This is a genomic window from Empedobacter sp. GD03739 (assembly GCF_029843245.1).
GTDB classification, from domain to species: domain Bacteria; phylum Bacteroidota; class Bacteroidia; order Flavobacteriales; family Weeksellaceae; genus Empedobacter; species Empedobacter falsenii_B.
Window position 1 is genome coordinate 1 of sequence record NZ_JAOCHX010000013.1, and the last position, 13,984, is coordinate 13,984.

The window sequence follows — 13,984 nt, forward strand, 5'->3', positions numbered from 1 at the left end:
GAAATCTATCAAGAATCAATTGATCAATTAATTGATTTATTGAAAAAACCGACCACCAATCTAAAAGAAAATTATGGTTTACTGGAATCTAGTCCTCTAAAAACTATAATTACAATCAACGAAACTGAAAGTATTTTAGAAATCAATTAAAATTAAGTCAATATTTAAAACAATTAACAATGAAAAACATTTTTATTTTAGGATTAGGTCTTATGGCTTCGCTAGCATTTGGACAAGTAGATAAAATTTACAAACATTCTGGTGAGATTATCGAAGGTCAGATTAAGCGTGTGGGAGAATTTACGGTAGAATATACGTATGATGGAGAAGATGCTATACAGTCTTTGAGTAAATATTCTGTTAATAAAGTATTTTACGGGAAAAGCACTCGTATTGAGGATGTTTCTGATAAAATTGAAATTACTGACGATAAAGATTGGGGGAAAGTGATTATTTTGGAAGATAAATCTTTGGTTGCAGGTTTGAAAAAAGGAGATGATTTAAAATCTAAAACAGGTATGATTAACTTCCGAACTGGAAATGGAAAAGATGAGCGTGCAGAAAAAGTTTTAAAACAACAAGCTGCAGAAGTTAGATGTCCATTTATTCTATTATTATCTGATAAAATGACAGGTAAATCGGCAAAGAAAACAGGAAGTTGCTACAAGTATCAGTAATAGGATTACTAAGAACTTTTAACTATATAATGTACTATTAATTATTTGACAAATAAGTCGTGGTAACTCGCGGCTTATTTTCTTTTAAAAAATGAACAAAGAAATAGTGTATTCACGAAAACGCAAACGAACTACAAATTTTGGTTCAAAAAAAAAAATTACTTAGATATTTTGATTGTTGTTTCAATTATTATTGTCACAATCTCAGTTATAATCAACTATTTGAATTAATTTTTTAGAAATACTCGCTACTACTTCACTTTACTTTTGATCCACTTCGCAACGGGTTTCTCAAAATATTCAAACGTTAATGCACTTAAAATTAAAGCAATTACAAAATAAATTCCAATTTTCTGAAAATCATTGATTTTAGGTAAATATTGATTTCCATATTTTATCACAATCATATGAATCATGTAAAACGCAAAACTGATTTCACCTAAATAAACCAGAATTTTGTGTTGAAGTATTTTCGAAAAGAAACCTTTTTGTAAAGCAAAAATTAGGACAATTCCAACCATCGGAATCCAATAATAAATTCCATAACGAAAAGCTCTCGCAACATCATTGTGGAAGTAAAAAAAGATTGCCAAAACCGTAATTGCAGCGATTTCTATTAAAGTTCCTCTCGAAAAATTGATAGGCGTATCTTTTATCTTTTTATAGATTTGACAGGTAATAATTCCTAAAATAAAATCGAAACTGCGAACAATTGGATTGATGTAAAAAATCGCTTTTTCCAATTTCATATTTGTTCTGAAATAAGGTTCTGCAAAAATAATAATCGGAATAATTAGTAATAAAATATATTTCAGTTTCGGGAATTTATGCAACCAAATCACATAAAAAGGAAACATCAAATAGAAAAATAATTCGGTCGAAATACTCCAGGAAACGTTATTAATAGAGAAATAAAAATCTTTTACCGGAATATAAGATTGCAATAAAAATAAGTTCGCACCTGCAATATCCCAATGAAAATAACCTTGCCAAACATTGATGATAACAAATGGTAACATGACACAAAAGGTTAGGACATGAAGTGGATAAATTCGAGCAATTCGCGCGATATAAAACTTCTTTTTATCAAAATTTGGATTGTCGATGACTTTCTTTTCGTAATTAAGCGCTATAACAAATCCGCTTAAAATAAAGAAAAAACCAACACCAAGATAACCTTCGAAAAAGACGTTATTTTTTAGATAATTATACCAAGCTAAATCAGTTTTTACAAACGTTAAATGGCTTAAGAAAACGACAAAAGCAAAGAAAAAACGTAAAGAAGTTAAGCTATTTAGCATTAGTCAATAATTTTAATTTCCATTTGATAATATTCGTCAAACATGCGAATAAATTCTTCCAATTTACTTTCTCTTACCGAAATTGTAAACATACATTTATCAGAAAAATGTTTGTCTTTAATCTCTCCAGAAATACGATCGACATTGCGTTCTACAATTCCTTGTTGATCATAGTTAAAAACCATTTTCACACGTTTTGAAACAAATTTTTCTACAATATTTGCTTCTTCTAACACAACTTGTGCCGCATATTTATAGGCTTTTACCAAACCAGGAATTCCTAATTTTGTTCCGCCAAAATAACGTACAGAAACAATTAAAACATTGGTGATTTCGCTTGATAAAATTTGATTATAAATTGGTAAACCAGCCGAACCACTTGGCTCTCCGTCATCATTTGCACGATGATTTTTACCATCAATTCCAAGAGCGTAAGAGTAACAATGATGATTAGCGTCGGGATGAATTTCGCGCAATTGATCCAAATAAATTTTGATGTCATCTTCATTTTCAACTGGATAAGCAAAATTAATAAACTTACTACCCAATTCTTTGAAAATTACATCTTCCACCGCTTTCTCGATTGTACGATAATTATCCGTCATGTTGTATTGAAAAGTAGCGCAAAGATAGTTTAAATAGTACTTTTAAAGAAAAAAGGTTTTATATTTATGAGTGATGAAAAAAATTATGAATGAATTTGAATGATAAAGTAATTTTAAATACTTTTTTAGGAAAACAGAATACAAATGATTTAAAAGATGGAAATCATTATTAGATTTTAATTGGAGAAAGTGGAAAAGTTATTGAAATAAATAATGATTTATTTGAAGGAAGAGTTTTAGTGTTATTTGATAAAGATTTAGATGAATTAAATCTGTAATAATCATAATCTTTCAAAAACTCTCTTTGGATATTAGAAACTGATTTAATAATTGATAAAAGGTAATAAAAAAAGAACCTCATTTCTAAGGCTCTTCAATTTCTATTCTATTTTCGAAAATATTTAATTCATCATTCAAAAAGCGATGCTTTTCAGTTCGAGTTCCTTTCAGTCGAGGAGCTAAAATTCCTTCATTCCAAATAGTATCCGAACTCAAAATTCGTGCTTCATCCCACAAATCAGCATCAATAAAATGTTGTATGGTATCACTTCCACCTTCAATAATCAAGGATTGAATATTGTTTTCGTACAAATAATCCATTACTTGCGGCAATATTTTTTGTGTAAAATCTAATTGAACAAGTTCTAAATTTTCTTCAGAACAATTTTCAATCGAATTGAAAATTACAGTAGGTTGTGTTTGATCAAATAAATGGAAACTTCTCGGAATCGCTAAGTTTTTGTCAATCGCAATTCTCAACGGATTATTTCCTTCCCATAATCGCGTGTTAAGTTGCGGATTATCAATTAAAGCTGTGTTTTTTCCAACCAAAATAGCTTGTTCTTCTGTTCGCCATTTATGCACTAATTGCTTTGTATATTGGTTTGTAATCCATAATTGTACATCATCGCGTCCCATGTATCCATCTTCTGTTTGTGCCCATTTTAAGATAATATATGGACGTTTTTTCTGATGAAAAGTGATAAAACGTTTATTAAGTTTGATGCATTCTTTTTCCAAAACACCTAAAGTTACATCAACACCATTTTTCAGCAAACGCAAATAACCTTGTCCATTTACTTTCGCAAAAGGATCTAGAGTTCCGATTACTACTTTTGGAATCTCTTTTTCTATAATCAAATCCGCGCAAGGAGGTGTTTTTCCATGATGTGAACAAGGTTCTAACGTAACATATAACGTAGATTCTTTTAATAATTCTTGATTTTTAACCGAATTAATTGCGTTCACTTCGGCGTGTGGTCCACCATATTCTGACGTAAAACCTTCGCCTATAATTTTGTTGTTATGTACAATAATAGAACCAACAAACGGATTAGGATATGTTGTTCCTAACCCGTTTGTTGCAATTTGTATACAACGAGCCATATATTGCTCATCGATAGATTGTTGTGTCATGCCCAAAAATTATGCATTAAAATCAATATTGAATAATGTTTTCAGTTTGATTTCTGCTTCAATTAATTTTTTACGTTTATCGTCAATTTGCTTGTAAACATCTTTTAAAAAAGGATTGTTCTCATTTGCATTCGAAAAGAAATGTACATTATTATCCAATTGATTAATCTCTTTTTCTAAATCCTCAATTATTTTACGTGTTTTTCTAATCTCATCATCCAATAAATTTCCATTATTTCCAGATTTTACTTTATTGACAAATGATTTCAACTTATAATCGCTCAATTCATTTTTAGAAAGATTTAAAGCATCTAATTTTTTGTGGTAAACATCTGTAAATTCTTGATTGATTGAAATTTTTTCTGATGGAACTTTTCCTAAATTTGTCCAATTATGTTGAATTTCTTCTAATTGTTTCAACGCCTCATCTTTGTCTTCAGAAATCGTTTGATTTTTGAAATCGTTTAAGAAAGCTTGTTTCTTTTCGAAATTTAGTTCCAATTTTTGATTCGCTTGTTCGTGACGTTTTTTGTAACGATCAAAGAATTGATTACATGTATCTTTGAATTCTTTCCAGATTTTGTCTGAATTTTTTCTTGGAACATGACCAATTTTTTTCCAATCATTTTGGATTTTTTTAATCACTTGTACAGAAGCATTCCAATCCGTGCTTTCCGTATGTTGTTTTGCAATTTCTAACAAAGCTAATTTCTTTTCAAGATTCAGTTGTTGCTCTGATTTTAGATTTTTATAGAAATCATTTTTGATGTGATTAAATTGTCTTGTCACTTCTTTGAAAGCTTCCCAAGTTGCAGAATTTTTATCTTTCGGAACACGTCCAATTGTGATAAAGTTCTCACGCAAAGAGTTTATTTCAGAAATAGCTTTTTGCCAATCGCCATGCGATTTTGTTGTTGCTTGCTCAGAAATTTCTTTGATACGAGTAATAATTTGATTCTTCTTCTCTAAATTATCTTTTTGCTCTTGTTTTATTTTTTCATTCAATTCACCTTTACGGTCATGAATTTTATTTGTTAATTCTTTGAATTTTTGCCACGTTGGTTCACGCAAATCTTCTTGTACAGGAACGGCTTCTTCTTTCCATAAACGATGCAAATATTGCAATTCATTCAAGGCTTTTTGCACGTTTTGCTCTCCAATTAATTCTTCTGCACGTTTGATAATCGATTGACGAACTTCAAGATTATGTGCATAATCTAATGTTTGCAATTCCTTATTCATATCCAAATACGTGTAGAAATTATCTAAATGGAAAAAATAATTTTTGAATACATTTTCAGCATTTTTGCTCGGAATTCTTCCTGCATTGTGCCAACGAGTTTTTAACTCACGAAATTTCTTGAACATTGCCGCCGAAGAATCACTTGGTTCTTGATACAAGGCTTTCAATTCGTCAATAATTTCTAAACGTTCTTTTAAATTATCAGATTCCTTTTTTTCGTTTTCTTTATGAAAAACTGCTAATTGATTTTTAAAATCGTTGTAAACAGCGTTAAATTTTGCTCTAAAAGATGTTTCGTATTTAAAATCTAATTCATCACCACCTTCACTTAAGAAAGCTTCTTTTTTCGCAGCTTCATCTTCTTCTAATTTAGCTTTGAATGCATCACGAATTTGATTAAAATGCTCGCGAATCTCTTGAACGTCATATTTACTTAATAGATTTTTTGCTTCGTTAATCAAAACATCAAAACTAAATGTTTCGTAATCTTTGAACGAAATATCGCTTATTTTTTCTTGGTTCGTTAACTCTTCCGTTTTGTAAGATTCCGTGTTAGAGTCGTTTGTAGTTGCAGGTTTAGGTAATTGTTCTCCGTCTGCATTTTGCAGGTTATCCATTTCAGTATTCATAAGAAATTAAGTTTTGTTTCTCAAATCTAATAAAATTTGAGGACAATATCAAGTCTATTTTGTACGATTATTCCAAATTTCCCAAGCTTTTTCGGCTTGTAGAACCAACATTTCGTGACCATTTTTTATTTTGGCTCCGTTTTGTTGACCATTTTCTAAAAATTTTGTCAATGGTGGATTGTAAATCAAGTCGTACAATAGATGATTTTCGTTAATAAATTGATAGGGTAGAAGTGGAGCGTTTTCAATAGTTGGAAAAGTACCAACTGGAGAACAATTCACAATAATTTGATGATTATGAATGATTTCTTTATTTAATTCATCATAAGAATAATGATTTTCGGTTTTTGTTCTCGAAACAATTTTATAGTCAATTTTCAATAAATTAAGAATATAAAAAACCGCTTTTGCAGCGCCTCCATTTCCTAAAACCAACGCTTTTTTGTGATGAGGTTCTAAAAGAGGTTCTATCGAATGATGAAAACCGTAACAATCTGTATTATGTCCGATTCGTTTTCCATCTTTTATTAAAACGGTATTTACCGCACCAATTGCTTTGGCTTCTGGCGATAATTCGTCCAAAAGTGGAATGATTTCTTGTTTGTAAGGAATTGTGACATTAAAGCCCACTAAACCTTCGGTTTCGAATACTTTTTCTACTTCATCGATTTGCTGTAAATCAAAAACATTGTAGACAGCGTCTACAATGTTCTCGTTTTTAAATTTTTCAGCAAAATAAGATTTAGAAAATGAATAAGAAATATTTCTTCCGATTAATCCAAATTGTCTCATTCTTCTGTTTTATTTTTATTGAATTGAGCTTTCACGATTCGGATAATCAACGGCATATTCGCCAATAATATAATTCCGAAAATGAATTTCTCTAAATTATTTTTTACAATGTCAAACTGACCTAATGTGTGTCCCAAAAGCGAAATAACGCCAACCCAAAGCACCGCACCTATAAAACTATAGGTAATAAATGTGCGATAATTAAGGTTTGTAACACCACAAATAAATGGAATTATAGTACGAACAACAGGCATAAAACGAGCAATAATAATTGCTTTTTTACCATTTTCGTTAAAAAATTCTGTTGCTTTTTCGATATGTTTCTTTTTAAGAAACCATGAGTCTTTTCGTCCTAAAATCCAACCGCCAAATTTTCGTCCAACATAATAATTTACGTTATCACCAAGAATTGCTGCAACCATCAGTAATGGAATAATATATTCGATATGCAAATGGTTTTGGTCATCGCTTGCAGCAATCATTCCAATCGAAAATATTAGTGCGTCTCCAGGTAAAAAAGGCATTAAAAATGACATGATAATTAAACCAGTTTCGGCGAAAATTATCAGGAATAAAATAACATATATCCAATAACCGTAATTATTGATAATGTCCATTAATACCTTGTCTGGGCGTTGAACAAAATTGGTGATAAACTCAATAATAGATTGCATTTTTTATTTTTTAAGCTCTAATTATATCAGCTCCAATAGCACGTAAACGTACATCGATATCTTCGTAACCACGGTCAATTTGATCGATATTATGAATAACAGTTTTTCCTTTCGCAGAAAGTGCAGCAATCAATAAAGACATACCGGCACGAATATCTGGCGAAGTTAATTCAGCTCCTTTCAACGGAGTTTCGTGATTAAGACCAATTACTGTTGCACGGTGCGGATCACATAAAATAATTTGCGCGCCCATATCGATTAATTTATCCACGAAGAATAAACGAGATTCGAACATTTTTTGGTGGATCAAAACGCTTCCTTTTGCTTGAGTGGCAATTACCAAGATAATTGATAATAAATCTGGTGTAAATCCTGGCCAAGGCGCATCAGAAATTGTTAAGATAGAACCGTCAATAAAACGCTCGATTTCGTAATGTTCTTGAGCTGGAATATAAATATCGTCATCGCGACGTTCTAATTTGATTCCTAATTTTCTGAAAAAATCTGGAATAACACCTAAATTTTCCCACGAAACATTTTTGATTGTTAATTCAGATTTTGTCATTGCTGCTAAACCAATCCAAGATCCAATTTCGATCATATCTGGTAAACATGTATGTTCAGTTCCGCCTAATTTCTCAACTCCTTCAATCGTTAAAAGATTAGAAGAGATTCCAGAAATTTTAGCACCCATTCTGTTCAACATTTTACACAATTGTTGAATGTAAGGCTCGCATGCAGCGTTGTAAATAGTTGTTGTTCCTTTCGCCAAAACTGCAGCCATAATAATATTTGCAGTTCCTGTTACAGAAGCTTCTTCTAATAACATATACGAACCTTGCAATCCGTTTTCATCTACTTCTACACCATAGAAATCTTCGTCTGGATTGAAGCGATATTTTGCTCCTAACGCAAAGAAACCTTCGAAGTGCGTATCTAAACGACGACGCCCAATTTTATCTCCTCCAGGTTTCGGCATAAAAGCTTCTCCGAAACGAGCTAAAAGTGGTCCCATTAACATGATTGATCCACGTAATGCAGCACCATCTTTACGAAATTGTTTTCCTTTTAAATAATCTAATCGTAATTCGTCGGCTTGGAAAGTAAAATCTCCTTTTCCATTTTTTTGTGTTTTTACGCCTAAATCACCCAAAATTTCAATCAAACGATTGACATCTCGGATGTCTGGAATATTTTTAACACGAACTTGTTCATTGGTTAATAAAACCGCACATAAAATTTGTAGTACTTCATTTTTAGCACCTTGCGGAGTAATTTCTCCTTTCAAAGGTTTCCCTCCCTTTATTTGAAATGTAGCCATTTAGTTGTATTAAATAGTTTTGATTTAACCTTTATTGTTTCGAACGTTTTGGTTTCGATTGTTGTTATTTTGATTATTTCGGTTATTGTTGTTTTGACGATTATTCGAATTTTGGTTATTATTTCGATTGTTGTTATTTTGATGATTACGATTATTGTTTTGGTAACTTCTATTGTTTTGATTGTTGTTTGAATGATTATTATTCGAATTTAAACGATCAGGAGAAACCAAATGATCATCAACTTTTCTCAAATCAATTTTACCATCAGATAATTCGTACAAATGATTAAAAATAACTTGATCATCAACAGTATCTTTATTCCAAAGTAAATAACATTTTTTCATGTGATTGGCAATCGCAAAGTACAAACCTTCGCGTTTTTCGCCTTCTTCCCACGTTACAGCAACATCAATCATTTTACGAATATTGTTTCCGTAATATCTGTATTTATAGATGCTTTTTGGATATTCTACTTTATTTGGTTTACTATTTACCGTATCTTTTTTTGTCGGAATTGGATAAGGAGATTTTACATCCAAATCAAATTCTGCCATGATAAAAAGTTGATCCCAAAGTTTATGTTGAAAATCTGGTACATCGCGCAAGTGAGGATTTAATTCTCCCATTACTTCAATTATAATTTCGGCAAATCCGTTGCGTTCTGTTTCGTCTGTTATTGTTTTACAATGATTTACCATTTCTTGAATATGACGACCATATTCTGGAATAATCAATTGCGAACGAAGTGTATTATATTCCATTAAATTTTCTAATGTATTGGTTACAAATTTACAAAATTCTATCCGATTATTTGGGTAGAAAAGGTGTATTGATTGCTAATTTTTTATTAAATTTTATTCCTTAAAAAACGATTATAGTCGGAAGAAGATAAACCGTAAAACAAGATTTTGTCTATTCAATTCAAAATAGTTGAAAATCTTTATCACCAAGGAAAATTAAGTTAAAACCTTTTGGTTGTCAACAAATATAGTATTTTCTTTTAATAAAAAGTAAATTTGGGTTTTTGTTTGAATGATTTAAATGAATATATTTTTAATTTAAACTTTATCCTCAAATTACACGCATTCAACGTATCTTTAGGGCAATTAAACAATAAATTATGAAAATAAAGTCGATAATAGCACTTTTTTTTCTCGCTACCACTTTTACTTTTGCTCAAACAAAACAGATTTTAATTGAAAATGTTAGAATTTTAGATCATCAAACTCAAGCATTAACATCGCCGATGAATGTTTTGGTTTCTGGGCAAAAAATTGAAAAAATTAGTTCTGCAAAAATTTCTTCACCTAATCAAGACGTTGTAAAAATTAATGGAGGAGGAAAAACGTTGATGCCAGGTTTGATAGATGTTCATGTACACATGGTATTTGGTTCATTGACGATGGCGCAAATGATGTCGCCAGATATGTCCGAAGAAATGTTAATGAATAAGGTTGGCGAAGCTTCCCACAAAATGTTGATGCGTGGTTTTACGAGTGTTCGTGATGCTGGTGGGCCAATTTTTCCCTTGAAATTAGCCATCGATAAAGGTAAAGTTGCAGGGCCTAGAATTTGGCCTTCGGGTGCAACGATTAGTCAAACAGCTGGTCACGGAGATTTTAGAACTCCTGATGAACGTTCGCGTCGTTTTTTTGGTAAAGCATCTCGTGCAGAGGAATTAGGAGCTACTTTTATTGCTGATGGAAGAGATGAAGTTTTGACTGCAACAAGAGAGAATTTACGTTTTGGTGCGAGTCAAATCAAATTAATGGCAGGTGGAGGAACGTCTTCTGCTTATGATCCGATTGATGTTACACAATATACTTTTGACGAAATGAAAGCTGCAGTTGATGCTGCTGAAGATTGGGGAACGTATGTAATGGTACATGCCTATACGCCGAGAGCTGTGCAACGTGCTGTGGAAGCAGGAGTGAAGTCAATTGAGCATGGTCAAATGTTAGATGAAGAAACATTAAAAATTCTTGCCAAAAAAGGAGTTTGGTTAAGCCTTCAAAATTTGATGGATAATAATGAAAACATGGACGAGCAGCGAAAAGAAAAACGTAAACCAGTTTTGGATGGTCAAGATAAAGTTTGGCCTTTAGCAAAAAAACTTGGTGTGAAGCTTGCATGGGGAACGGATTTCTTGTTTGAACCTGAGTTGAATGATGATCAAAATAGTTACATATTACGTCTTCAAAAATGGTTTACAAATGCCGAAATTTTAAAGATGGTTACGCAAGATAATGGAGAATTGTTGCAATTATCTGGTTTAAGAAGTCCATATCCAGGGAAATTAGGTGTTGTAGAAGAGAAAGCTTTAGCAGATTTGATTTTGGTTGATGGAAATCCGTTGAAAGATTTATCATTAATAGCTAATCCTGATAAAAACTTTTTAGTGATTATTAAAGATGGTCAGATTTATAAGAATACAATTAAAACTAAAAAGTAAAATTATTGTACATCATAAAAAAAACGAGGTTAATTTTTATTTACCTCGTTTTTTTAGTTATAAAAATTAGAAATTTTAGATCTTATTTATCGGCTTGAAATTTGTTGAAAAAGTCAATGGTTTGTTTATAAAAATGTTGATTTTGAATAAGTAAAACTGTAAATTAATAATTAAATCTTAATAAAAATGTCAATACCAGAGAATGTTTATTATAGAGTAATTCTTCCAGAAGATGAGATTATAGCTACTTTACTTATTGTCCATGGTATGCAAGAACATAGTGGGCGATATGAAAATTTTGCAAAGTATTTGGCTGACAAAGGAATTCTAGTTTTGTTATATGATCATTTAGGACATGGAAGAACAGCTAAAATAGAAGAAGATTACAGTTTTTTCTGCTTAGATAATCCAAAAGAAAATTTAATAAAGACGGCAAAAGATTTAGCTAAATTGTTAGAGAATGAATACCCTTTATTACCACATTTTATTTTGGGGCATTCAATGGGATCGTTTATAACACGTTGCCTACTTCAAGAATATGGAAATCATTTTGATGGTGCTATAATTATGGGAACAGGAGGTAGAATTCCTGGAATTAAATTATTGAGTAGTTTTTTAAGTATTCTAAATAAATTGATTCCTCATAAAAGAAGTCAATTACTTAATACTATTTTTTCAAAATCGAATAATAAACATTTTCAAAATGAAGAAAATTTTCATGAGACTAATTGGCTTAGTTTAGATGAGTTAAATCGTTTAAATTTTCTGAAAGATCCTCTTTGCGGAATACCTTTCACTGTTAACGGTTTTTATACTTTGATTAATTTAAATATACAAGCAACAAAAAAGAATTGGGCAAAAGCTATACCGCAATCTTTACCTATTTATTTTGTGAGTGGAGCAGATGATCCAATTGGTGATTTTGGTAAAGGAGTTTTGCAATCGTATAAAGATTTAAAGCAAAATGGATTTCAACATGTAACAATGAAATTATATCCAAACTTGAGACATGAAATATTGAATGAATCTATTAAAGAGCAAGTTTATCAAGATATTGTAGATTGGTTAATGGTTTTGATAAATCATAAAAAAATAGAGCAAAAAGACGTTTAATAAATCTTTTTGCTCCAAAAAAATTATTCTCCTAAAAGAACACCAGAAACATTCCAATAACTGAAACTATTTCCTTCAGGTTTTCCTTGCGGAATTTTCACTTGTATGCTATGTTTTCCAGCTTTCAAATCTCCTAAATTAATAAAATATGGATTTGTAATTGTTCCTGGACACCAATTAGAACGGCTATAATCGGATGATGACAAACCATTATCAAAATTACCAGAAGCTGGATTGTAAGCGCGATAAGAACCACAATCTTGTCTCCAAGGAACTATATTAAATACTTTTTGTCCATCAAGAAAAATACTATTTTCTTTTGGAACAAATTCATCTCCATTTTCCCAACCGCCATGTCCAGTTGTTGTAAAACGCAATTTAGCATTGTTGTAATCTTCTTTCAACGTGAATTCTACTGTAAAACCATTCGGATTTTCGAATAAAGTAGGGTATTCTTGTCCAGCCATTTCCATCACATTTGCAGTGTTGAAAATTGGTAAAGCCTTTTTAATTGGCATTGTTGTAGAACCTGATGGATGAACAGAAATATTGGCAGAAATAATATGTCCGCCTTGATCATAATTTCCAATAAAGAAACCGATTAAAACCTCTTGATTAGATAATAAACCTTGGAATTCTGTGATTTCTTGACGATATTTTGCTTCGGTTTCCCAAGTTTGATTTTTTAATTGAATATGATTGAATTTTTTGATTCCAAAAGGTGTGAAAAATCGCATTAATTCTATCGTTGGTGAATAATTTTCAGTTAAAAAATAACCTTGATATTTTTTATTATTTGCTGATGTATAAATTGGTAATTGATTGATTCCTTTTTGTAAACCATCCATAAATGTAATTTTAGAATCACGTGGAATCAAAAATACAGAACCTGTTCTATCGTAAGCATCACCATTTGATTGTTGCGAAACATTTAAGAAAACTTGGCTTCCTACTTTAATTTGAGGAATTTTAATTTTTCGAATTACAACAGTTCCATTTGCAAAGCGATAAATTGAATCATTTGACGAAAAATCTTTACTAAAATTAACTTGTTGATGTGATAAAAGCGGAATATCGACAAATTTACTTTTCCAAATAATATCTTTATATGTCAATAAATCAACTCGATTTTGATGCAATTCTTTTTGAATAAATTGACTTGGAATCAAATCTTTTTCGCGTTCTATTTTTGAAGCTCGAATCGTTGAATTATTATTTCGAGTAAGTTCTAACACAAAACCTAAATTCATTCCAACCATTGTAGGAGAGGCATTCAAGTCCATATTGTCCACAAACCAAACGTCTATTGTATTCGAATTGATATTTGTCGTCGCTTTTTTACAACGTAAACCTAAAATTCGTTTTGTTTCTTTAGAAATCGTGAAAACTGATTTATTAAACGCGACAGAATCATTTGTAATGATAGAATTAGTCGGGTCAAATTGTGTAATCAAGGAAATAATTGATGGATTTGTTTTGGTATAATAAAACATTTCATCAGGATAATTTGAAGAATTACTAAAACTTTGTTGCTTTCCAATAACGGTTTCTTTTATATTCGCAATAACTTGTATGGGATTGCTTTCTTCCACTTTCTTTCCATTCGAAAAGCGTTCATACGTAATTTTGTAGGTTTCCTGTGCGTCAAGAACAATAGCCTGAATACAAAAAATGATAAGTAGAATTGATTTCAATTTCATGTGTGATAAATAAAAAAGGTTTACAAACGAATTGTAAACCTATAAAAATATCTGATTGTA

The 13,984-nt window shown here is 31.0% G+C and carries 12 protein-coding genes; 3 read left to right on the forward strand and 9 right to left on the reverse strand.

Annotated features, from left to right (window positions below):
• Window positions 1-179 precede the first annotated feature (179 nt).
• Window positions 180-677 carry a hypothetical protein gene (locus tag N5E64_RS05815; RefSeq protein WP_244957947.1) on the forward strand — a complete coding sequence of 166 codons (498 nt, stop codon included), beginning with the start codon at window positions 180-182 and terminating at the stop codon, window positions 675-677.
• A 251-nt stretch (window positions 678-928) separates the two neighbouring features.
• Here N5E64_RS05815 and N5E64_RS05820 read toward each other — a convergent pair whose 3' ends face one another.
• The 8 genes from N5E64_RS05820 to N5E64_RS05855 all read right to left on the reverse strand — a co-directional run bounded on the left by N5E64_RS05820 (window position 929) and on the right by N5E64_RS05855 (window position 9,420).
• Entirely contained in the window at window positions 929-1,978 is a 1,050-nt protein-coding gene (locus N5E64_RS05820; RefSeq protein WP_280036290.1) for an acyltransferase, read from the reverse strand.
• Window positions 1,978-2,583 carry an IMPACT family protein gene (locus tag N5E64_RS05825; RefSeq protein WP_280036292.1) on the reverse strand — a complete coding sequence of 202 codons (606 nt, stop codon included), beginning with the start codon at window positions 2,581-2,583 and terminating at the stop codon, window positions 1,978-1,980. Before N5E64_RS05825 ends, N5E64_RS05820 begins: the two co-directional genes overlap by 1 nt.
• A gap of 363 nt (window positions 2,584-2,946) precedes the next feature.
• Window positions 2,947-3,999 (reverse strand): bifunctional diaminohydroxyphosphoribosylaminopyrimidine deaminase/5-amino-6-(5-phosphoribosylamino)uracil reductase RibD, encoded by a 1,053-nt coding sequence (gene ribD / locus N5E64_RS05830; protein WP_280036294.1) that lies wholly within the window; start codon window positions 3,997-3,999, stop codon window positions 2,947-2,949.
• A 9-nt stretch (window positions 4,000-4,008) separates the two neighbouring features.
• Window positions 4,009-5,871 carry a DUF349 domain-containing protein gene (locus tag N5E64_RS05835; RefSeq protein WP_280036296.1) on the reverse strand — a complete coding sequence of 621 codons (1,863 nt, stop codon included), beginning with the start codon at window positions 5,869-5,871 and terminating at the stop codon, window positions 4,009-4,011.
• A 54-nt stretch (window positions 5,872-5,925) separates the two neighbouring features.
• Window positions 5,926-6,663 (reverse strand): shikimate dehydrogenase, encoded by a 738-nt coding sequence (locus N5E64_RS05840; RefSeq protein WP_125349820.1) that lies wholly within the window; start codon window positions 6,661-6,663, stop codon window positions 5,926-5,928.
• Window positions 6,660-7,337 carry a DedA family protein gene (locus tag N5E64_RS05845; RefSeq protein ID WP_038336669.1) on the reverse strand — a complete coding sequence of 226 codons (678 nt, stop codon included), beginning with the start codon at window positions 7,335-7,337 and terminating at the stop codon, window positions 6,660-6,662. Before N5E64_RS05845 ends, N5E64_RS05840 begins: the two co-directional genes overlap by 4 nt.
• Window positions 7,338-7,347: 10 nt before the next feature.
• Window positions 7,348-8,658: a UDP-N-acetylglucosamine 1-carboxyvinyltransferase gene (gene murA / locus N5E64_RS05850; RefSeq protein WP_125349822.1), complete on the reverse strand. Its 1,311-nt coding sequence runs from the start codon at window positions 8,656-8,658 to the stop codon at window positions 7,348-7,350.
• Between the two features lie 24 nt (window positions 8,659-8,682).
• A complete protein-coding gene (locus tag N5E64_RS05855) occupies window positions 8,683-9,420 on the reverse strand; it encodes a DUF4290 domain-containing protein (protein ID WP_038336666.1) in 738 nt (245 codons plus the stop codon).
• Window positions 9,421-9,779: 359 nt separating this feature from the next.
• Here N5E64_RS05855 and N5E64_RS05860 point away from each other — a divergent pair, with 359 nt between their 5' ends.
• Both N5E64_RS05860 and N5E64_RS05865 read left to right on the forward strand, forming a co-directional pair.
• A complete protein-coding gene (locus tag N5E64_RS05860) occupies window positions 9,780-11,111 on the forward strand; it encodes an amidohydrolase family protein (RefSeq protein ID WP_280036302.1) in 1,332 nt (443 codons plus the stop codon).
• 186 nt (window positions 11,112-11,297) lie between these two features.
• Entirely contained in the window at window positions 11,298-12,224 is a 927-nt protein-coding gene (locus N5E64_RS05865) for an alpha/beta fold hydrolase (RefSeq protein ID WP_280036305.1), read from the forward strand.
• Window positions 12,225-12,247: 23 nt separating this feature from the next.
• Here N5E64_RS05865 and N5E64_RS05870 read toward each other — a convergent pair whose 3' ends face one another.
• Window positions 12,248-13,924 carry a PNGase F N-terminal domain-containing protein gene (locus N5E64_RS05870; RefSeq protein WP_280036306.1) on the reverse strand — a complete coding sequence of 559 codons (1,677 nt, stop codon included), beginning with the start codon at window positions 13,922-13,924 and terminating at the stop codon, window positions 12,248-12,250.
• Between the last annotated feature and the right edge of the window lie 60 nt (window positions 13,925-13,984).

Excerpts from the sequence above, each read along its gene's own strand:
- N5E64_RS05840 (WP_125349820.1), bottom strand. The coding sequence starts at position 6,663 with ATGAGACAATTTGGATTAATCGGAAGAAATATTTCTTATTCATTTTCT.
- murA (WP_125349822.1), bottom strand. The coding sequence starts at position 8,658 with ATGGCTACATTTCAAATAAAGGGAGGGAAACCTTTGAAAGGAGAAATT.
- N5E64_RS05815 (WP_244957947.1), top strand. The coding sequence starts at position 180 with ATGAAAAACATTTTTATTTTAGGATTAGGTCTTATGGCTTCGCTAGCA.
- N5E64_RS05845 (WP_038336669.1), bottom strand. The coding sequence starts at position 7,337 with ATGCAATCTATTATTGAGTTTATCACCAATTTTGTTCAACGCCCAGAC.
- N5E64_RS05860 (WP_280036302.1), top strand. The coding sequence starts at position 9,780 with ATGAAAATAAAGTCGATAATAGCACTTTTTTTTCTCGCTACCACTTTT.
- N5E64_RS05865 (WP_280036305.1), top strand. The coding sequence starts at position 11,298 with ATGTCAATACCAGAGAATGTTTATTATAGAGTAATTCTTCCAGAAGAT.
- N5E64_RS05870 (WP_280036306.1), bottom strand. The coding sequence starts at position 13,924 with ATGAAATTGAAATCAATTCTACTTATCATTTTTTGTATTCAGGCTATT.
- ribD (WP_280036294.1), bottom strand. The coding sequence starts at position 3,999 with ATGACACAACAATCTATCGATGAGCAATATATGGCTCGTTGTATACAA.
- N5E64_RS05855 (WP_038336666.1), bottom strand. The coding sequence starts at position 9,420 with ATGGAATATAATACACTTCGTTCGCAATTGATTATTCCAGAATATGGT.
- N5E64_RS05835 (WP_280036296.1), bottom strand. The coding sequence starts at position 5,871 with ATGAATACTGAAATGGATAACCTGCAAAATGCAGACGGAGAACAATTA.
- N5E64_RS05820 (WP_280036290.1), bottom strand. The coding sequence starts at position 1,978 with ATGCTAAATAGCTTAACTTCTTTACGTTTTTTCTTTGCTTTTGTCGTT.
- N5E64_RS05825 (WP_280036292.1), bottom strand. The coding sequence starts at position 2,583 with ATGACGGATAATTATCGTACAATCGAGAAAGCGGTGGAAGATGTAATT.